The sequence below is a fragment of the Megalodesulfovibrio paquesii genome, assembly GCF_054653055.1.
In genome coordinates, this window is record NZ_BAAIGQ010000008.1 from 265,920 (window position 1) to 285,124 (window position 19,205).

Sequence of the window (19,205 nt, forward strand, 5' to 3'; positions counted from 1 at the left end):
CTGCACTGGCGGAGGGAGAGGGATTCGAACCCCCGGACGAGTCTCCCCGTCAACGGTTTTCAAGACCGCCGCCTTAAACCACTCGGCCATCCCTCCGCAGGTGCGGTGCATCATGTAAACCAGAATGCTGCGCTGCGCCAGCCCCTCAGGAGGTGTCTGGCGGGAAATGCCGGCTAAAGCACGTTCCCGAAGGTGGCCTGATTGGGCGCCGCCTGTTGCATGGCGCGCGCGTGTTGGGCCAGGCGGAAGAAGGGATACAGCCCGACAAGCAGGCTCATAAAGCAGGAACCGACCACCAGACCAATGGCCCAGAGCAGGTAATCCTTGCCCAGGCGGGCGGCGATGCGGCCATACACATGGAACATGAAGCCGAGGTTGACCAGCGGCACCAGGAACAGCAGCAGCGCCCAGCCGCTCATGCCCGCGGCCTTGACCAGCAGGTACAGGTTCCAGAAGGGGATGAGATACTGGGCAAAGGAGCCCACGCCCAGGGGCGCGCTGATTCGCCCCATGCAAAGCGCCCACAGGATGTACGAGAGCACGCCCAGCAGCTGCAGAATCCACATGAACTGCATGAGGGTGGTGAACAGGCCAAGATCCATGGGCATCTGCTGCGACATTGCCCCCATGTTGCGCAGCATGGCCTGGCGTTCCTCCTCGGGCATTTTTTCCCATTCCTGATTGAATTCAGGATGCTGCCGCATCAGTTGCAGGAAGGCTTCCGCTTCCTGTTCGTATTCGCTTGCATTGGTGCCGTTGGAGAGCAGGGTGGTCGCCAGCTCCTGCTGACCTTCCTGCATCAGGCGCAGGGGGTGGGGTTCCTCGGTGGCGTTGCCGTTGAGGGTGCCATTGAGGCCGCCGGCGAGCGTGGCGTTGCGGGGGGCGGCATACTGGTTCGGGATGGCCTGGAGTTCTTCCGGCCGGGTGTCCCGGATGGTCACGGAGCCGTCCCGGCCTTCCCACATGTGCAGGCCCTGGGCTGCTTGCGCCGTCTGGGTTGAAGCGTCCCAGGGGACCAATGAGCCCACCGGGGCCACCGAAACCGCCGGGGCCAGGATGACCACCAGACAGCAGGTCACGAGCAAAATGCGCATGGCAAGCTCCAAAATTGAGCGCCCCCAGACATCCGGCGTACGACAAGGACGCCGGGTGGTGCGGCATGCAAAGACAATTAACTATTATTTAAGGAATAATGATGGGAAATGCAACTGCTTCTCCGGGATTGCCCCCGGTGCAATTGCACATTTTTCAGGACTGGAGTACATATTCCACTTTCTGCGCAGGTCTTCAACAGGCATAATATTCCTATGATTCCCGACACCTTGCTCCACAGCATCGCCAGCGACAACAACGCCGGCGTCCATCCGATAATTCTGCAAGCCATTGCCGACGCCAACGCCGCCGACGCCATCGCGTATGGGGACGACCCCTGGACCCAGGCGCTGGAGGCCCGGCTTGCCGGGCAGTTTGGCCCGTCCTGCCATGCCTTTCCGGTGTTCCTGGGCACGGCGGCCAATGTGCTTTGTTTGCAGGCCATGACCCGCCCCTGGCAGGGGGTGATCTGCGCACCCACGGCGCACATCAATCGCGATGAATGCGGCGCTGTGGAGGCTGTGGCCGGCCTCAAGCTCCTGCACACGGCCAGGCATGCGCACGGCAAGATTTCCCCACAGGATATTGCACCCTTGCTTGGGTCAAAGGGCTTTGTGCACCACGTGCAGCCGCGGGTGGTGAGCATTACCCAGCCCACGGAACATGGCGTGTGCTATACCCTGGAGGAACTGCGGGCCATTGGCGATTTCTGCAAGGAGCACGAACTGTTGCTGCATATGGATGGGGCACGCTTGTCCAATGCCTGCGCCGCCCTGGGCTGCTCCTTGCGGGCCTGCACGGCGGATGTGGGCGTGGATGCGCTTTCCCTGGGCGGCACCAAGAACGGCATGATGTTCGGCGAAGCCGTGGTGGTGTTTCGAGCGGAACTGGCCGAAGCCGTGCCCTTCCTGCGCAAGCAGGGCATGCAGCTCGTCTCCAAGATGCGTTATCTTTCTGCACAGTTACTTGCCTTGTACGAATCGGGTCTCTGGCTCGCCAATGCCCGCCATGCCAACGCCATGGCCGCGGCCCTGGCCCGTCGGGTGCAGGGGATGCCGGGCCTTGAATTTGTTCATCCAGTGGAAACCAATGCCCTTTTTGTGCGCGCCCCCCGGGCGGTGCTGGAGGGATTGCGCCAGGAGTTCTTCTTTTATTTCTGGGATGATGGCCAGGGGGATCGCCCGGTTGGCCGCTGGATGACCTCCTGGAGCACCAGCGAGACCACCGTGGAGCGTGTTGTCGCCTGTCTGGAATCCCTGTGCTGATGGTATGTTAAAGGATGCTGACCATGTCCAACGCCGTGGTGGCCGTGCCTGCAGCTTCTTCTGATGTGGCGCTGGCCCATTTTGCCCGCAAGCTGGCCCTGGAAACCGATTGCTGGGATGTGCAGGAAGCCTTGCGTCGCGATGGCGAAAGCTGTGGTTTTGTGCTGCTGGATGTGCGCAGCCGGGCGGCCTATCTGCAGGCGCATGTGCCCGGCGCCATCAGCCTGCCGCACCGCGAGATCACGGCCGAGCGCATGCAGGTCTGGCCTGCGGACACGCTGTTTGTGGTCTATTGCGCCGGGCCCCACTGTAATGGAGCCGACCGCGCCGCCCTGGCCCTGGCCCGCCTGGACCGGCCTGTCAAGCTGATGCGTGGCGGCATGGCCGGCTGGGCCGACGAAGGATTTTCTTTTGCCGAGGGCGAGGCCCCCGGGGTATTGGCAAAGCTGCCGGGTTGATAGCCCGGTGGATACGCTGGCAGTGCTGCCCGCAGGTGCCGCGCTGGGTCAGGCCTGCTGATAAATCAGCATGGTTTCCACAAACTTTTCGATCTGGGCGGCGAGATCGGGGTCCAGATCATGAAAGGCCACGCCCATGGAGAGCTTTTCGTGGTCCATGAGCGCGGTTTTGACGGTGCCGTGCAGGTACACCGAGTCATCCGACCCGAACGGGCGGAACTGAAAGATAATCTCCTCGCCCGCCGCCGTGGCCAGCAGCGTCTGGACCTCGCCTTCCTCCACCACAATACGGCAGCCGCCAGCGGAAATGTTCACCACCACCCCGTGATGGTCCTCGCCCTTGAGGTAGAAGACGATGGGCTGGTAGCAGGCTGTGCGCTCGTGCTTGCGCAGCTTCAGCACTTCCACTTTTTTGGGATACGTCAGAAAAAGCAAGGGGAAAGGCTTCACTGTCAGATGGGCCACCTGGGCCTTGAAGCCGAAAATACGGCCGCCATCGGTCAAAAAGCGCACGGTCAGGTCCATGCGCGGCAGCAACACGTCCAGCAGTTGCCTTGTGACCGGCAGCTTGAGGAGGACAAATTGCCCGCGGTCCATGCCGACAAAAACGGTTTTGAAGCGACGGTGTGTATTGGTGATTTCCACCAACGCCTCGCCGCCCAGTGGCAGCGTCAGGGAGATGGCTTCTTCCGCCACGGGGGGGCTTGGTTCGCGATCAGGTTTCATTGCGAAAAAGCGGGGTTACAGATCCATGGAAAGAGGTTTCCTTCCTGAGGCATAGGGGTTGAGGATGACATAAAAATGTCGTAGAGGGAAGACTTTCCACCCCGTTTTCCATGCTGGCGGGCGTCGTTCGCGCCGGTGTTGTCTCGCCTAACCATATTGAAGGAGCGTTTGCATGAAACGTCTTGCCGTGCTGTTGCTCGTGGCGGTGTCGATGCTGGGTGCGCTGGGTTCAGCCTCTGCGGTCTGGGCCAAGCCGTTTGCCATTTCTGTCACCCAGATTGTGGAGCATCCGGCGCTGGACGCCACCCGCAAGGGGTTTGAGGACGGGCTCAAGGAATTGGGTGTGGAAGCCACCCTCACCGTGCATATCGCCCAGGGCAACATCGCCACGGCCAACCAGATTGCCAGCCAGATCCAGGGCGAAAAGCCGGATCTCATCCTGGCCATCGCCACCCCCACCGCCCAGGCTGTGGTCCAGAAAATCAAGGATATTCCCATCCTGGCCACTGCCGTTACCGACTTCGTGGGTGCGGGGCTGGTCAATAATATGGAGAAGCCCGGCGCCAACGTCAGCGGCATGACCGACCTGACCCCCATGGACAAGCACGTGGCCCTGGCCAAGGAATTTTTGCCTGAGCTCAAGACCCTGGGCGTGATCTACAACGCCGGCGAGGCCAATTCCGTCACCCTGGCCAATCTGCTCAAGGCCGAAGCCAAGAAGCTGGGCGTGGCCGTGGAAGAAGCCACCGTGGCCAACTCCGCGGGCGTCATGGCTGCGGCCAAGAGTCTGGTGGGGCGTTGTCAGGCCATTTACGTGCCCACGGACAACACTGTGGTGTCGGCCCTGGAAAGCGTGCTCAAGGTTGGGGCGGACAACAAACTGCCCGTGTTTTCCGGTGATACCGACTCTGTGGAACGCGGCACCATGGCTTCCCTGGGCTTCGACTACTACGGCATGGGCAAGCAGACTGCCGGCATGGCCAAGAAGATTCTTGCGGACGGCGTCAAGGCCGGGGACCTGCCTGTGGAAATGTTGAATGAACTCAAGCTGTTCATCAACAAGAAGGCAGCGGCCAGCTTTGGTGTGACCATCCCCGAGCCGCTCCTCGCCCGCGCGGCCAAGGTGATTGAATAACAACTCAAGAAACGGGGGCGCTGCCTCCGGACCTTTGCCGGGGAACTGCGTCTCCGGCCCTCCTCTGACTGCACGCACATGGCGAGCTCCTTTGTGTTTGAAGGGGCTCGCCATGCACATGCCCGGGGAGATGGCCCGGGAGGCACAGCATCCCCCATGGAACACCCATGATGACGTGGTATGCATTTTCCGGAGCCCTGGAACAAGGCTTCGTCTACGGCCTGATGGTGCTGGGGGTGTACATCACCTTCCGCGTCCTGGATTTTCCTGATCTGACGGTGGATGGCAGCCTGCCCCTGGGCGCGGCCGTGGCCTCGGTGTGCATCACCAACGGCTGGGACCCGTATCTGGCCTGCATCCCGGCCATGCTGGCCGGCTTTGTGGCCGGGATGATCACCGGCATTTTGAACACCAAGTTCAGGATTCTGCACCTGCTGGCCTCCATTTTGACCATGATTGCGCTGTATTCCATCAACATCCGCATCATGGGCCGGCCGAACATGGCGCTCCTGAATCTGCCCAGCGTGCTGGACCCGCTTTTTGCCCTGGGGATGACCCAGGCGGTGGCCGCGCCGGTGCTCTTTGGCAGCCTGTCCGTGGCCGTGGTGGGGACACTGATCTGGTTTCTGCATACCGAGCTGGGCCAGGCCATGCGGGCCACGGGGAACAACCAGCAGATGATCACCGCCCAGGGCGTGGACACGCACAAGATGATCATTGCCGGGGTGGGCCTTTCCAACGCGCTGGTGGCGCTGGCCGGGGCACTGGTGGCCCAGAGCCAGGGTGCCGCGGACGTGAACATGGGCGTGGGGGTCATCGTGGCCGGGCTGGCCTCGGTCATCGTGGGGGAGACACTCTTTGGCGGCCGGACCATCGGCTGGCGCATTGCCGCGGCCCTGCTGGGCTCGGTGGTCTATCGTCTGGCCATCGCCCTGGCCCTGTCCCTCAAGCTGGGGGCCTTTTCCTTCACGCCGTCGGATATCAATCTGATCACCGCCATCCTGGTCGTGCTGGCCCTGGTCTCCCCGCAACTCAAAGCGAAGGTGCAGGCCCGTGCTCGTTCTTGAAAAGATCGTCAAATATTTCAACAAGGGCACCGTTAATGAGGTCCTGGCCATCAACAACCTGGATCTCATCGTCGAACGGGCGGACTTCATCACCATCATCGGCTCCAACGGGGCCGGCAAGTCCACCACGCTTTCCTGTATGGCCGGGAGCTTTCTGCCAGACTCCGGCCGGGTGATCCTTTCGGACCGGGACGTGACCAGCTGGCCGGAATGGAAGCGCGCCCGGTACATCGGCCGCGTGTTCCAGGACCCCCTCAAGGGCACCAGCGCCTCCCTGTCTATTGAAGAGAACCTGGCTCTGGCCATGCGCCGGGGCAAGACCCGCGGCTTCGGCCCCGGGGTGACCCGCCAGGACCGCGAGCTGTTCCGCGAGCGCCTCAAGGACATCGGCCTGGGGCTGGAGAATCGCCTCAAGGACCAGGTCGGCCTGCTCTCCGGCGGCCAGCGCCAGGCCCTGACCCTGCTCATGGCCACCATGGTCCGGCCCGAGGTGCTTCTGCTCGATGAACACACCGCCGCCCTGGATCCCAAAACCGCGCAGCAAATCCTCCAACTGACGCAAAAAGTGGTCGAGGCCCAGAAGCTGACCACCCTGATGGTCACCCACAACATGCGGCAGGCCATCGCCCTGGGCAACCGGCTGGTCATGCTCCATCAGGGCGAGGTCATCCTGGACGTGGAGGGCGAGGCCAAACGGGCCCTCACCGTGGATGACCTGCTCCAGCAATTCTACGCCATCCGCGGCGAGACGCTTTCGTCGGACAGACTGCTGCTGGGGTAAGCACGGGAAACAACGATTGCTGGGGGACAATTTCCCCCCGGACTTCCTTGATGGTGCAGGCGATGCGTTTCTTTTGTGCACAAAAGAAACGCATCGCCTGCACAGCTGGAGGGGGTGCGGGGGAACTGAGTTCCCCCGGCCTGCTTCTTTCCTTTTCTTTTCTTTCCCCTCTTTCTCCCATATGGTGCAGACATGCTCTGGTTTTTCCTTGCATTGGCCACGGCGGTCAGCTCGGCGGTGGAGGTCGCGCTGGCCAAGCGCTGGTACGGCGAGCTGGACCCCCTGGAGATGCTCGGGGTGCAGCTGCTGTGGAGCCTGCCGGCGCTGCTGCTGGGGCTGGTGCTGGTGGAGGTGCCGGAGATCAAGCCCGGGTTCTGGTGGCAGTTTGCCCTGCTCGTACCGGTGAACGTGCTGGCCAGCCTGTGGGTGTTTGCGGCGGTCAAGGAAGCGCCGTTGTCCCTGACCATGCCCTTGCAGAGCTTCACGCCGCTGGTCATGCTCCTGCCGGCCTGGCTGCTGCTGGACGAAGCGCCGAGCTGGGCCGGTCTGGGCGGCATCGTCCTGGTGGTGCTGGGCAGCTACGTGCTGAATGTGGACGCCCTGCGCGGTGGCGGGATCTGGGGGCCGTTCCGGGCCATCATTCGCGAGCCCGGTGCGCGGCACATGCTGGGCGCGGCGGCGCTCTTCGGGCTTTCCGCGGTGCAGGGCAAGGATCTGGCGCTCAAGTCGTCGGTATTGTGGTCCGCGGTGGCCTTCTTCACGGTCAATCATCTGGTGGTGCTGGGGATTGTCGCCGTCAAACGGCCCGGCGGGCTGCGGCGGATGCTTGTCCGGGCCAAACCCGGCAGCATCGTGGCCGGCATCTGGATTGTGCACATCCTGTCGCACTACACGGCCATCATGCTGGTGGACGCCGCGTACATGGTGGCCATCAAACGTTTGAACGGCCTCGTGGGCGTGCTCCTGGGGGGCATGCTGTTCCGCGAGGACAAGATTCGCCAGCGCCTGCTCGGAGCGGCCTGCATGAGCGCCGGGGCGGCCGTGCTGGCACTGTGGGCATGAGACCATGAGCAGAGCCAAGGGCGCCGCCGGACAGGATACCTTCCTGGCCCGGCTGTTTTATCGCGAGGAGGGCCCCCCCCGTTCCCTGTGCAACGGCCTGGGCCGCTGCGGCCGCTGCCGGGTGCGTTTCAAGAGCGAGCCGCCGGACGTGGTGGAGGCGGAGCGGCAGGTGTTCTTGGAGCGGGAGCTTGCGGAAGGCTGGCGGCTGGCGTGCCGACACCCGGAACTGCAGACCCCCGCGGCGCAGCTGGAAATTCCCAAGGCCCCGGATGTGGGGGAGGCGGTGTGGGAGACTGTCCGCAAAGGGGAATCGTCGGCTCCCTGCGCCCTGGCTCTGGATCTGGGCACCACGGCGCTGGACTGGCGGCTGGTTTCCCGGCTTTCCCCCGTTTCGCATGTTTCGCACGTTTCTCCCGGCGGGCCGGGCACGTTGCTGGCCCACGGGCGGACCCTCAACCCCCAGGGCGTCATGGGCGCGGAGGTGATGAGCCGGCTGGCCTGCGCTGCGGACAGCCGCTGCGCTGCCCGCCTGCGTCAGCTGGTGGTGGACATGCTCAAGGCGCTTGTGCGTCAGGCCGGGTTGCGCGGTCTGGCCGTGGAACGCGCCTGCGTGGCCGGCAACAGCGTCATGACCTGCCTGCTCCTGGGGCAGGACACCGCCGGCCTGGCTGCCGCGCCATACCATCTGGACTATGCCGGCGGTCGCGAGGAACTGCTGCCCGGGCTGCCGCCCCTGTACATTCCGCCCCTGGCCGGCCCGTTCATGGGTGCGGACCTCACCGCCGGACTGGCCTGGCTGATCCGCGCTGAACACACGCCATACCCCTTTCTATTGATGGACCTGGGCACCAACGGCGAGTGCATCCTGGCCCTGGACGAACAGACCTTCCTGGCCACCAGCGTGGCCATGGGACCGGCCCTGGAGGGCGTGGGCCTGAGTTGCGGCCGGCTGGCCGGCCCCGGCGTGGTCAGCGGCGTGCGGCTGACGCCACGGGGGCTGGACTGGCTGGACTGGCAGGGCCGCCTCCTGGAACACCCCGAGGGCCTCTCCGGCTCCGGAGCCCTGGCCCTGGTGCATGTGCTGATCCAGACCGGCGTGCTGACCGAGGACGGACATTTTGCCCGGGACGCGCAGCATCCCCTGGGTCAGCGGCTGCTGGGGGATGTCTGCCTGTTGCGGGGCGAGGGCAGCTTCTGCATGGACGACGTCGGCGGCACGCGGTTGATGGCCTCGGACATCGAACAGCTCCTCAAGGTCAAGGCTGCCTGCAACGTGGCCACCAGCGTGCTGCTGCAGGATGCCGGGCTGCGCTGGGCGGATCTGGCCGCCGTGCGCATGGCCGGAGCGCTGGGCAGGCACATCGAACCGCAGGTGCTGGAGGGCACGGGCTGGCTGCCGGCCGGTCTGCCGGCGGAGAAGGTCCGCGCCGTGGGCAACAGTTCCCTGGAAGGCGCGGCGCTTTTGTGTCAGGATGACGAATCGCGGGAGTGGATTGAGGCGGCCGCCGGACGCATTCAGGTGCGAAATTTGGCGGAACTCCCGGAATTTCAAACACTTTTTTTGGAAAGGATGACCTTCCGCCATGTCTTCCGCCACTGTTGATGCACAATCCCCACTGCCAGAGCGGCCGGCTGTTCCCGCTCGTGGTCTGTTGCCGCCCCTGAGCCCGGAGGCCCGCCGTCTGCTCGACGGCTATCTCCTGCATCTGGGTGCGGTGCTGCCCCTCAACCCCCGACACCGTCGCGAGCTGCCCAAGGCCGTGGCCGAGCTCTCCCTGCTCCTGACCAGTGAGCGCGGCGAGCGTCGGCCGGACTATCTGCAGACCCCGCGATTTCACGCCGCCTATTGCTGGCACTTCCTGCCCTGGAACCTGTACCGCCTGGGCCGGCTGCTGTGCAGCCCGATTTTCGACTGGACCGACGTGGCTGATGGTGATGTCTTTCTGGATGTTGGCGCAGGCCCGCTGGCCCTGACCCAGGCGCTCTGGATTGCCCGGCCCGAGCTGCGGGCCAAATCGCTGCGCTGGATCTGCCTGGACCGGGCCCGCAAGACCATGCAGACCGGCCGCGATCTCTTTGACAAACTGACCGGCGGGCAGAGCCCCTGGGAGATTCAGCTGGTGGGCGAGAGCCTGCAGCGTGGCCTGCCGCAGATCCTGCAGAACACGCCGCCATTCCGTCTGGTGGCCGCAGCCAATGTGCTCAACGAAGCCGTGGGCAACAGCCACGGGGAAGAGACCCTGGCCGAGCGGGTGGCCCGGCTGCTGGACCCCCTGACCCGCCGCCTGGACCCCGAGCATGGCCGCCTGCTGCTGGTGGAGCCGGGCACGCGCCTGGGTGGGACGCTCATGGGGCTGGCCCGCGAATCGCTGCTGGACGACGGGTTCGCCATCCACGCGCCCTGCACGCATCAGGCGGAATGTCCGCTGCTGGGCCGCAATGCGCCGGGCTGGTGCCATGCGCTCATGGATGTGGAGGGCGCGCCGGACTGGCTGCAGGAGCTGGCCACCCTGGCCAAGCTGCCCAAGCGGCAGGCCAGCCTGTCCCTGCTGCTGGCCGCCCGTCAGCCGGCGGCCTTGCCTGCCGGGGTGGCGCGGGTGGTGTCCTCCTCCTTCCCGTTGCCGTCCCAGAACGCCATGGGCCGCTATGCCTGCTCCGGGGAAGGGTTGCTGCTGGTGGTGGAGCAGGGCAAGGCTTCGCTCAGGACCGGGGGACAGGCGCTGGAATATGTGCTGGAATCCCCGCTTCGAAGGGATGTCAAATCCGGCGCGCTCCTGGCCCGTTCCCCGCAGTCCCCACCGCCGGCGAGGCGGCATGAGGGAGGGCAGGCCCGCCCGGAAGCACGGTCCGAGAATGCTCGCTCTGCCGAACGTTCGACGGCTCGGGCAGAGATCTCCGGCACGCCCGGAAGAACTGGCAAGCCGGGCAAGCCTGGCAAGCTAGGCAGGCCGGGCAAGCCGGGGAAACCGGCCAAGCCCGGCAAGGGCCGGAAGCCCCCCATCGCCTCCGCGGCCGGGAGCAGTAAGAAAAAAAATCGGGGGAACTGAGTTCCCCCGCGCCCCCTCCAGATGCCTGTGGCGGGAGGGACGGCTGGATGCCTACCTGGGAAGACCTGGGAAGACCTGGGAAGACCTGGGAAGGTATCCAGCCATTTGTTTGCAGTGTCTACTGCAGCCGCGTGGTGGGGGAATCGTCCCCGGGGGCGGGCGGTTCGTCGCAGGTGCAGCCTGCTCCGCAGCTGCAGCCGCCGGACTGATGTGGCCGAAGCTCCACCACCTTGCCCCCCTGCTTGAAAGTGGGGCGGGAGGCGCCGCAGCTGGAGTTGCCGCATCCGCACCCCCCACCCTTGCCGGTCAATGGCTTGGCGAATTTGCGGAAGACATAGACAGCAGCGGTGGCAACAATGAACAGAACGATGACGGTTTCCACGAGAACTCCTTTGGCACGCGGCAGGGGCGGCCGAAGAGTGGCGTTGTTGAGAATTGATTTCAATTATAGCGGGCGGGACGGCTTGTCAACCGTTCGGCCTTCTGCGCGGGGCCGCAGGGCTAGCGCCGCAGTGTGGCCAGCAGCCGCGTGGGCACCAGGAGCAGGTCCAGGGCGTGGCGGATGTCCGTCACCATGACGTCGGCGTGCTCCAGGGCTTCCACGCTTGCGCCTTCCGGGCCCACCACCAGCACGCCCAGGGAGGCGACTTCCAGGGCCAGACGGTCGTTGAAGCCGTTGCCGATCACCGCCACATCGCGCTGCAGGCCGATGATGGCCGCGCGCTTGGCCGCATCTTCCCGGGGTTTGCCGGGCGCGGTGCCGATAATCTGCACATCCACGGGCAGCCCCTTGAGAACCTCCCGCACCGTGCCATGGGTGTCGGCCGTGAGGACAACCACGTGGAGCCGCTCGGCCAGGGCCGTGAGCCGCTCGGCCACGCCGGGCAGCAGGGTGCCGTCCAGGGCCAGGGTGCCATTGTAGTCCAGGGCCAGGGACCGCAGCTTGTATTCGCCGAAACTGGGGATGGAGATCTCGATCATGGCGCCGGCTCCTTGTCAGTGTCTGCAGGATCCTTACAAAAACCGCATGTCGAGCACGCGCCGGGCCTTGTTGCCCGGACCTTCCGGCGTATCGGGGAACAGGTCGCGCTCCACCTGGCGCGGGTCGGCCAGACGGATCTGGAAGTGCACGCCCAGAGAGGAGGCGATGCGGGCGGAGACCTGATCCAGCCGGGCCAGGGGTTCCTTCATCTGGTCGCCCAGAAGCTGCTCCGTGGCCCCGATGTACAGGGTGGCCTGGTCCAGGTGGCTTTCGCGGGTCAACTCGATGCGCCAGGGCGGGGCCGTGCCGAGCAGGGTCACCAGCTCCTGTTCCACCTGGGCCGGGAAGACGTTCACGCCCTTGACGATGAACATGTCGTCGCTGCGGCCGCGGATGCGCTCGATGCGCCGCAGGGTCCGGCCGCAGGGACAGTCATCGGGCAGGATGCGCGTGAGATCCCCGGTGCGGAAGCGCAGCATGGGGAAGGCTTCCTTGGTCAGGGTGGTGATGACCAGCTCGCCCAGCTCGCCGTCGGGCAGGGGCTGTCCGGTGGCAGGATCGATGATTTCGAAGAGGAAATGATCCTCGTTGACGTGCATGCCGCGCTGCTGCAGGCACTCGCCAGCCACGCCGGGGCCCATGACCTCGGAGATGCCGTAGTTGTCCGTGGCGGTGAGCTTCAGGCGGTCCTGGATTTCGGCGCGCATGGCCTCGCTCCAGGTTTCCGCGCCAAAGAGCCCCCAGCGCAGGGAGAGGGCGTTCACGTTCACGCCGGCGGCGTCCATGGCGTCGGCCAGGTGCAGGGCGTAGCTGGGCGTGCAGGCCAGGGCCGTGGTGCGATAGTCCTGGATAATCTGGATTTGTCGGGCGGTGTGGCCGCTGGAGGCCGGAATGACCGAGGCCCCCAGCCGCTGCGCGCCGTCGTGCATGCCAAAGCCGCCGGTGAAGAGGGAGTAGCCGAAGGCGATCTGCAGCACGTCGTCGCGGGTCAGCCCGGCCATGGTCATGATGCGGGCCACCAGATCGGACCAGCGGGTCAGGTCGTTCCTGGTATACCCCACCACCACAGCCTTGCCCGTGGTGCCCGAGGAGGCGTGCAGGCGGACCACCTCGCGCAGGGGCACGGCAAAGAGGCCGTAGGGATAGTTCTCGCGCAGGTCGGCCTTGGTGGTGAAGGGCAGGGCGGCCAGCTGGGCGAGATCCCGGAAGGCGTCGGGATCGAAGCGGATGTCGTCAAAAATTTTCTTGTAAAACGGGACGTTGCGCGCCACGCGAGTGAGGGTGGCCTGCAGGCGTTCCAGCTGGAGCTGGCGCAGATCCTCGCGGTCCATGCATTCCTGTTCGCGCTGCCAGTACACGGCGTCCTCCTTGGGGCTAGGAAGCGGGGGGAGCGTGGGGAGCGCCATGCTCGCCATTATGGTCAACATCGTGGCCCAGATAGGCCCGCTGCACATCCCTGTTGGCCAGCAGTTCGGCGCTGGGGCCCTGCAGGATGATGCGGCCGGTTTCGATGACGTAGCCGCGGTCGGCAATTTCCAGGGCCTTCTTGGCGTTCTGCTCCACCAGCAGCACGGTCAGGCCCTGTTCGCGGCGCAGGGTCACCACATGGCGGAAGATTTCCCGGGTCACCTTGGGGGCCAGCCCCATGCTGGGTTCATCCAGGAGCAGGAGCCGCGGCCGGGCCATGAGCGCCCGGGCCATGGCCAGCATCTGCTGTTCCCCGCCGGAAAGCGCGCCGGCGCTCTGGCGGCGGCGTTCGTGCAGGATGGGGAACATGGTGTACATGGCCTGCATGTCTGTTTCGATCTCGCCATCATCTCCACGGCGGACGTAGGCACCCAGGCGCAGGTTGTCGGCCACGCTCAGGGGGCCGAAGATGCGCCGCCCCTCGGGCGATTGGGATATGCCGCGGCGGACGATGGCATCCGGAGCCGCACCGGCGATGGACTTGCCGTCGAAGAGAATCTCCCCTGCCGCCGGGGAGAGCAGGCCGGAGATGGTGCACATGAGGGTGGTCTTGCCCGCGCCGTTGGCGCCGATGAGGGTGACGATCTCGCCCTTGTGCACGTGCAGGGAAACGCGCCGCACGGCGTGGATGGCGCCGTAGCGCACGTCCACGTTGCGCAGGGTCAGGAGGCTTTTCTCGCTGGCAGGGCTCATGCCGTGGCCTCCTCGGCGTCGGGATCCGTTTCGTCATCGTCGCCCAGATAGGCGGCCAGCACGCGGGGATCCTGCTGGATCTGCCGGGGGGTGCCGCGGGCCAGGAGCTTGCCGAACTGCAGGACGCTGATGACGTCGCAGACGTCCATGACCAGTTCCATGTCATGCTCCACCAGGGCGATGGTCACGCCGCGCTCCTGGCGGATACGTTTGATGAGCGCGCCCAGGGCCTTGGTTTCCTGCATGTTCAGACCGGCGGCGGGTTCGTCCAGGAGCAGCAGCCGCGGGGCGGCGGCCAGGGCCCGGGCCAGCTCCAGGGCACGTTGTTCGCCAAAGGAAAGCTCTCCGGCGGCAGTGTCTGAGGCCGCGGCCAGGGCCGGATCCACGAACTCCAGGGCTTCCATGGCCAGCCGGCGGGCCTCGCGTTCCGTGGCGAAGAAGCGCGGCGTGCGCAGGAGTGCGTCCACAACGCGCTGGGGCAGCCGGCGGTGGCAGCCCACGAGCACGTTTTCCAGCACGGTCATGTTGGGAAAGATTTCCAGATTCTGGAAGGTCCGCACCACGCCCAGCCCGGCCCGGCGATGCGGCGGGACGCGGACCAGACTTCGGTCGCCATTGCGGTCGCCCTGGCCTTCTTCGGCAGTCAGGCGGATGTCTCCGGCGGCGGTGTCCACCATGCCGGTGATGGCGTTGAAGAGCGTGGTCTTGCCCGCGCCGTTGGGGCCGATGCACCCGGTGACGCTTCCGGCGTCCACGACAAAATCCACGCCGTCCAGGGCCACCACGCCGCCAAAGCGCACGCCCACGCCGGTGCAGGCAAGCAGGCTAGCCACGGGGACCTCCGGCAGGGCGGGCATCGCCTCCGGTGGGTCTGGAGCCACGCTTCGCCAGCATGCCCAGCCGGCGCAATCGTTGCAATCCCTGGCCCGCACCGCCCACTAGCCCGCGGGGCATGAACATCATGCACAGGACCAGGATGGCGCCGTACAGCAGGATCTCGATATTCTCAAAGGAACGCAGGACCTCGGGCAGAATCGTCAGGAAAAAGGCCCCGGCCACCGCGCCCCAGAGCGTGGCCAGCCCGCCGAGGACGACCATGGTCACCACTTCCACGGAATACAGGAAGCTGAAGCTGGAGGGGGCCACGAAGGTCAGGTAGTGGGCATAGAGAAACCCGGCAAAGGCGGCCATGAGCGCCGAGAGCACAAAGACGAAGAGCTTGTGCCGGGCCACATCCACCCCGGCGCAGGCCGCGGCCTTCTCGCTGGTGTGCAGGGCGCGCAGGGCCCGGCCCAGGCGGGAATCCACGATATGATGCGTCAGGAGCAGCATGGCCGTGAGGCAGACGGCCAGGAGGCGGTAATAGTGCAGGTCATCCGCAAACTCGAAGCCCAGCAGCTTCAGGCGCGGAATGCCCACAAATCCCGAGGGGCCACCGGTGGCTTCCAGGGCTTCGTTGAAAACGATGTGCACCACCAGGCCAAAGCCCAGGGTGGCCATGGCCAGATAGTGGCCGGAGAGCTTGAGGCAGGGGATGCCGATGGCCAGGGCCACCACCAGGGTCACGGCCAGGGCCGCAACCAGGCCGGCTTCCATGGACAGGCCGAAGGTGGCGGTGGCGATGGCCGAGGCATAGGCCCCCAGGCCGTAGAAGGCGGCGTGGCCCAGGGAGATCTGCCCGGCGTAGCCCAGGAGCAGATTCATGCTCACGGCCACGATGGCGTTGATGGAGGCCAGGATGAGCACGCTGACGTAATAGTCGTTGGTCAGCATGGAGGGCAGGGCCAGGAGCAGGGCCAGAAAACCGGCCAGGAGCAGGGGGGTGCGGGCGTGGCGCATGTTATACCCGCTTGATGGCGGCCTTGCCGAACAGCCCGCTGGGTTTGACGAACAGGAGGATCAGCAGGGCCAGGAAGGCAAAGGCGTCCTTGTAGCCGGAAGAGACATAGCCTGCGCCCAGGCTTTCCAGCACGCCCAGGGCCACGCCGCCGGCCGCCGCGCCAAAGGGGTTGCCCAGCCCGCCCACGATGCAGGCCGCAAAGCCCTTGAGCCCGAGCATGATGCCGCGGTCGTAGCTGGTCAGGGTGATGGGTGCGAGGATGACCCCGCCCACCGCGCCCACGAAGGCCGAGAGCGCAAAGCTCATCACGGCCATCCTGCGCACGCTCACCCCCACCAGGGAGGCAGCCTTGGGATCCACACTGCAGGCCAGCATGGCCTTGCCGTGGATGGTCTTGTCAAAAAAGAGCTTCATCAGAAACAACAGCACCGCCGTCACGCCCAGGACCCAGAGGTTCTGCGGCATAACGCTCGCGCCCAGGAAATTGATGGGCGTGGAGCCGGTGAACTGCGGCAGGGCAAACGTATCCTTGCCGAAAACGAGCATGGCGATGCCGCGGATGAGGATGGAGACGCCGATGGTGATGATGATGAACTGCAGGGCGTCCCCGCGTTTGACCGGGCGGATGGTCAGCTGGTGCATCACCACGCCGGCCAGGGTGGTCCCGGCCACGGCGCCGGCAATGGCCGGAATGAGCGGCCAGCCCAGGCCGCTCATCAGGGCCACGGCCAGCATCCCTCCCAGCATCACAAATTCGCCCTGGGCAAAGTTGATGATGCTGGTGGTGTTGTAAATGATGGTGAAGCCCAACCCGGTCAGGCCATACGTGGCCCCCACGGTGAGGCCGGTGAGCAGATACTGCAGCAGGCTGGAGAGCATGGTCTGGTCGTTTTCTCCGAGATGCGTGGCCAGGCGAAAGAAGCGAACCCCATCCTGTGCAAGGCTATGGAAGGGTTGTCAAGTCTCCAGTCTCGTTTCCCGACGCGCTGCCGGCACCGTGTTCATGTGATGGCGCTGAAGGGGCAGGAGGCGCATCGGCCAGCGTTCCGGCGGCCAGGGCGGCGGCGAAATTCGCGCCGGACAGTTTCGGCCCAAGGTCCAGGAAATTGCCATCCTTGGAGAATTGCAGGGGAAAATCAAGCCTTGAGCGCCGGTCCGTCAGCACCGGGAACTTCACGAGCAGCGGCCGCAGGGCGTCGTCTCTGGCCAGGAACAGCCCGGCGAAGATTTCGGGTGCGGGGGCGGCACCGCCCAGACGTTCGCGGGCCAGGAGGGACAGCCGGGCGGAAATTCTGGGCAGGTCCTCATCCAGATACTGAAACGGCCGCTTGGCCGCGACGACCAGCAGCGCGTCCGAGGCGGGCTCTTTCCAGACGGCAATGCCCGGGAAGCTCCGGGCCACGGTGGCCAGGATCATGCCCAGGGCTCGGGGATTGGTTGGGGGAATCTCCAGGGCCAGCACGCCGTTGGAGGTCAGACGTTCCTTGCACAGATCAAAGAAGTTCTCGGTCAGCAGGGAGATGCTGTCCCGGTTCCAGAGGGGACGGGCCAGGGAGATGGCGATGATGTCGTGCCGCTGGGCGTTCATCTGAAGGTGGCTGCGGCCGTCGCGCGCACTGGTGGCCACCGTCTCCAGGGTCAGCAGTTCCGTGGCGTTGGTCTGGAAGAATTGCAGAGTGTTGAAGATGCCGGGCACGGGATCGGCCACCACCACCCCCGTGGGCGGCACAGGCCACTGTACGGCAGCCTGCAGGGCGTCGCCGGTGCCGAGGTTCACGAGCAGGATGCGCCGCGGGAACTCGACCATGGCCATGGGCAGCCGGACCAGGAGCCCGGGCAGGCCGGCGGGCGTGCCATTGACGCCGGCGCGCAGGACGTCGCGCCCATTGCGAATGAGGACGCGATCCCGGGAATTTTCGGGACTGCCCGCCACCACCACCGTGGCGTCAGCGCCTTCGAGGGCGGCGTACATATCCAGCTTTGGCCCCACCAGGGCGCGGGTGCGCAGGGTCATGGCCTCGGCAATGGGATCGCCAGCGCGGCCCAGTCCCCAAATAAGGGCCACCACGCACAGTGGCACGGCCCAGAGGAGCTTGCGCCCTTCTTCCCTGGGGGCCACGGCCAGGATCATTCCGCCCGCGGCCAGGGCCAGCAGGCAGCAGAGCTGCACGCCATGCACGGCCCCCAGCTGCGGGGCCAGCAGCGCCGCGCCCAGGCCGGCGCCAAGGATGGCGCCAATGGTGTTCACGGTGTAGAGCCGGCCGGTCTCCTCGCCCGGTGCATCAGGAAAGAGCAGGCAGGCCCGCGCGCCCGTGGGCAGGAGCCAGCCAAAGCACAAGGCCGCCGGAAAGGTCAGCCAGAAGGCGACACTGGAGACGCCGCCATCGGCAAAGCCGTTACTGGCCATGAGGGCGGCGCCGAAGCTGCCCAGCCCCCAGGCCGCCAGCGCGCCCATGGCCGCCAGCCCCAGCCCAAGGGAGGCCAAGGGGCGGCGCAGAGCCAGACCGGACCGGGTAGAGACCCAGCTGCCCATCCCCGCGCCGAGCAGGCTGGTGGCCATCATGGCGCTGAAGCTGTACGTGCCGGTCTGCAGGGGCAGCAGCAGCAGCCGCACCCAGAGGGCCTGCAGGGCCAGAAAAATCGCGCCGCCAGCCATCAGGCCGGTCAGGGCCATGCGCCGCTGGAAGGGCAGGTACAGGGGCGCGGGGGTGCGGGTGGTCCGGCGTCTTGCAATGGCTTCGGCAATTTCCTGTGGAGTGCGGATGATTGGCGTTGGCAACTGGGCCAGACCAGCGGCAGCCAGATTGCCCAGCGCCGCCACAAAGGCCATGCCCGATTCTCCCAGCCATCCCAGGAACACAAAGCCCGCCCACCAGGCGCCAAAGACTGCGCCCAGGGCGTTCCAGGCATAGAAGCGCCCGAATCCCCGCTGCCAGCCCATGCGCGCGCTGCAGGCGGAAACAAGAATGGGCAGGGCCATGCCCATCAGAAAGCTGGCCGGCATCACGCTAGCTGCGGCGCAGGCAATGCGGGACCAGAGCATGGTCATGGGCGTCATGCCGCGCAGGGCCGCGTTGGTCACGAACCAATTGCCCCAGATGTCCACGGCGATGAGGCTGGAGAAGCAACTGAGCAGGGCCACCATTACCTGCAGTCCTGAAAACACGGCCAGGGGCTTGCGCACGCGGTCCGCAAAAAGTCCGGCAGCCAGCGCCCCCAGGGACAGCCCGGCCAGGAATGCGCCCAGCACCAGGGCCGTGGCCGTGAAGGTGGAGCCGAGATACCGCGCCAGCATCCGCACCCAGAGCGTTTCGAACATCAGGCTGGAAACGCCGGCGCAAAAGCAGGCGGCGTAGAGCGCCGGGCCGCCGCCAGGGCGCAGCCGCTGCAGCAGGGTGGAAAACAGGGACACTGTGGGGGAGGGGTCGAACGCTGCGGAAGACGCCATCAGGTCGAGCGATTCGGCAGACTCCGAGGTGTCGGCAGGCGTGGGGGACTCGGGCAGATCGGACAAAGATGTCATGCAGGACGCTCCGGAGGCAGGGACAAAAAGGGGAGGCCCGTGGTGGACCTCCCCGAACACCCGGCAG

The 19,205-nt window shown here is 65.7% G+C and carries 18 protein-coding genes and 1 tRNA gene; 8 read left to right on the plus strand and 11 right to left on the minus strand.

Translation table 11 applies throughout. The annotated features are described in order from the left end of the window. Nucleotides 1–6: 6 nt before the first annotated feature. Both ACYQ00_RS19505 and ACYQ00_RS19510 read right to left on the minus strand, forming a co-directional pair. A tRNA-Ser gene (locus ACYQ00_RS19505) sits at nucleotides 7–96 on the minus strand. 77 nt (nucleotides 97–173) lie between these two features. After that, nucleotides 174–1,094: a DUF5684 domain-containing protein gene (locus ACYQ00_RS19510; RefSeq protein ID WP_460033731.1), complete on the minus strand. Its 921-nt coding sequence runs from the start codon at nucleotides 1,092–1,094 to the stop codon at nucleotides 174–176. A 213-nt stretch (nucleotides 1,095–1,307) separates the two neighbouring features. Between ACYQ00_RS19510 and ACYQ00_RS19515 the strand changes: the two genes are divergently transcribed. Both ACYQ00_RS19515 and ACYQ00_RS19520 read left to right on the plus strand, forming a co-directional pair. Beyond that, complete coding sequence (locus tag ACYQ00_RS19515; RefSeq protein WP_460033732.1) at nucleotides 1,308–2,357, plus strand: threonine aldolase family protein; 1,050 nt, start codon at nucleotides 1,308–1,310, stop codon at nucleotides 2,355–2,357. 23 nt (nucleotides 2,358–2,380) lie between these two features. Beyond that, on the plus strand, nucleotides 2,381–2,815 hold the full coding sequence (locus ACYQ00_RS19520; RefSeq protein ID WP_460033733.1) for a rhodanese-like domain-containing protein: 435 nt from the start codon (nucleotides 2,381–2,383) through the stop codon (nucleotides 2,813–2,815). A 48-nt stretch (nucleotides 2,816–2,863) separates the two neighbouring features. Here the strand turns inward: ACYQ00_RS19520 and ACYQ00_RS19525 are convergent, their stop codons facing one another. Continuing rightward, complete coding sequence (locus ACYQ00_RS19525; protein ID WP_460033734.1) at nucleotides 2,864–3,541, minus strand: flagellar brake protein; 678 nt, start codon at nucleotides 3,539–3,541, stop codon at nucleotides 2,864–2,866. A 172-nt stretch (nucleotides 3,542–3,713) separates the two neighbouring features. On the opposite strand from ACYQ00_RS19525, the gene ACYQ00_RS19530 reads away from it, so the two are divergent. From ACYQ00_RS19530 to ACYQ00_RS19555, 6 genes are all read left to right on the plus strand, one after another. Continuing rightward, on the plus strand, nucleotides 3,714–4,676 hold the full coding sequence (locus ACYQ00_RS19530) for an ABC transporter substrate-binding protein (RefSeq protein WP_460033735.1): 963 nt from the start codon (nucleotides 3,714–3,716) through the stop codon (nucleotides 4,674–4,676). Nucleotides 4,677–4,846: 170 nt separating this feature from the next. Further along, a complete protein-coding gene (locus ACYQ00_RS19535; RefSeq protein WP_460033910.1) occupies nucleotides 4,847–5,743 on the plus strand; it encodes an ABC transporter permease in 897 nt (298 codons plus the stop codon). After that, complete coding sequence (locus ACYQ00_RS19540; protein ID WP_460033736.1) at nucleotides 5,730–6,524, plus strand: ABC transporter ATP-binding protein; 795 nt, start codon at nucleotides 5,730–5,732, stop codon at nucleotides 6,522–6,524. Before ACYQ00_RS19535 ends, ACYQ00_RS19540 begins: the two co-directional genes overlap by 14 nt. A 192-nt stretch (nucleotides 6,525–6,716) precedes the next feature. Then, a complete protein-coding gene (locus ACYQ00_RS19545) occupies nucleotides 6,717–7,586 on the plus strand; it encodes an EamA family transporter (protein ID WP_460033737.1) in 870 nt (289 codons plus the stop codon). A gap of 4 nt (nucleotides 7,587–7,590) precedes the next feature. After that, nucleotides 7,591–9,189 carry an ASKHA domain-containing protein gene (locus ACYQ00_RS19550; protein WP_460033738.1) on the plus strand — a complete coding sequence of 533 codons (1,599 nt, stop codon included), beginning with the start codon at nucleotides 7,591–7,593 and terminating at the stop codon, nucleotides 9,187–9,189. After that, nucleotides 9,170–10,633, plus strand: a complete 1,464-nt coding sequence (locus ACYQ00_RS19555) for a small ribosomal subunit Rsm22 family protein (RefSeq protein WP_460033739.1) — start codon at nucleotides 9,170–9,172, stop codon at nucleotides 10,631–10,633. The genes ACYQ00_RS19550 and ACYQ00_RS19555 overlap by 20 nt, the downstream gene beginning before the upstream one ends. Nucleotides 10,634–10,751: 118 nt before the next feature. Here the strand turns inward: ACYQ00_RS19555 and ACYQ00_RS19560 are convergent, their stop codons facing one another. The 8 genes from ACYQ00_RS19560 to ACYQ00_RS19595 all read right to left on the minus strand — a co-directional run bounded on the left by ACYQ00_RS19560 (nucleotide 10,752) and on the right by ACYQ00_RS19595 (nucleotide 19,138). Next, complete coding sequence (locus ACYQ00_RS19560; RefSeq protein WP_460033740.1) at nucleotides 10,752–11,015, minus strand: FeoB-associated Cys-rich membrane protein; 264 nt, start codon at nucleotides 11,013–11,015, stop codon at nucleotides 10,752–10,754. 119 nt (nucleotides 11,016–11,134) lie between these two features. Continuing rightward, on the minus strand, nucleotides 11,135–11,614 hold the full coding sequence (locus ACYQ00_RS19565) for an HAD family hydrolase (RefSeq protein WP_460033741.1): 480 nt from the start codon (nucleotides 11,612–11,614) through the stop codon (nucleotides 11,135–11,137). Nucleotides 11,615–11,647: 33 nt separating this feature from the next. Continuing rightward, a complete protein-coding gene (locus ACYQ00_RS19570) occupies nucleotides 11,648–12,973 on the minus strand; it encodes a phenylacetate--CoA ligase family protein (protein WP_460033742.1) in 1,326 nt (441 codons plus the stop codon). Between the two features lie 16 nt (nucleotides 12,974–12,989). After that, the gene (locus tag ACYQ00_RS19575) at nucleotides 12,990–13,775 is read right to left on the minus strand and encodes an ABC transporter ATP-binding protein (protein WP_460033743.1); all 786 of its coding nucleotides are present in this window, start codon (nucleotides 13,773–13,775) and stop codon (nucleotides 12,990–12,992) included. Beyond that, nucleotides 13,772–14,632: an ABC transporter ATP-binding protein gene (locus ACYQ00_RS19580; protein WP_460033744.1), complete on the minus strand. Its 861-nt coding sequence runs from the start codon at nucleotides 14,630–14,632 to the stop codon at nucleotides 13,772–13,774. The genes ACYQ00_RS19575 and ACYQ00_RS19580 overlap by 4 nt, the downstream gene beginning before the upstream one ends. Further along, nucleotides 14,601–15,614, minus strand: coding sequence for a branched-chain amino acid ABC transporter permease (locus tag ACYQ00_RS19585; protein ID WP_460033745.1), 1,014 nt, complete (start codon nucleotides 15,612–15,614; stop codon nucleotides 14,601–14,603). The genes ACYQ00_RS19580 and ACYQ00_RS19585 overlap by 32 nt, the downstream gene beginning before the upstream one ends. Nucleotide 15,615: 1 nt before the next feature. Further along, nucleotides 15,616–16,494, minus strand: coding sequence for a branched-chain amino acid ABC transporter permease (locus tag ACYQ00_RS19590; protein ID WP_460033746.1), 879 nt, complete (start codon nucleotides 16,492–16,494; stop codon nucleotides 15,616–15,618). A 64-nt stretch (nucleotides 16,495–16,558) separates the two neighbouring features. Further along, on the minus strand, nucleotides 16,559–19,138 hold the full coding sequence (locus ACYQ00_RS19595) for a fused MFS/spermidine synthase (RefSeq protein ID WP_460033747.1): 2,580 nt from the start codon (nucleotides 19,136–19,138) through the stop codon (nucleotides 16,559–16,561). Between the last annotated feature and the right edge of the window lie 67 nt (nucleotides 19,139–19,205).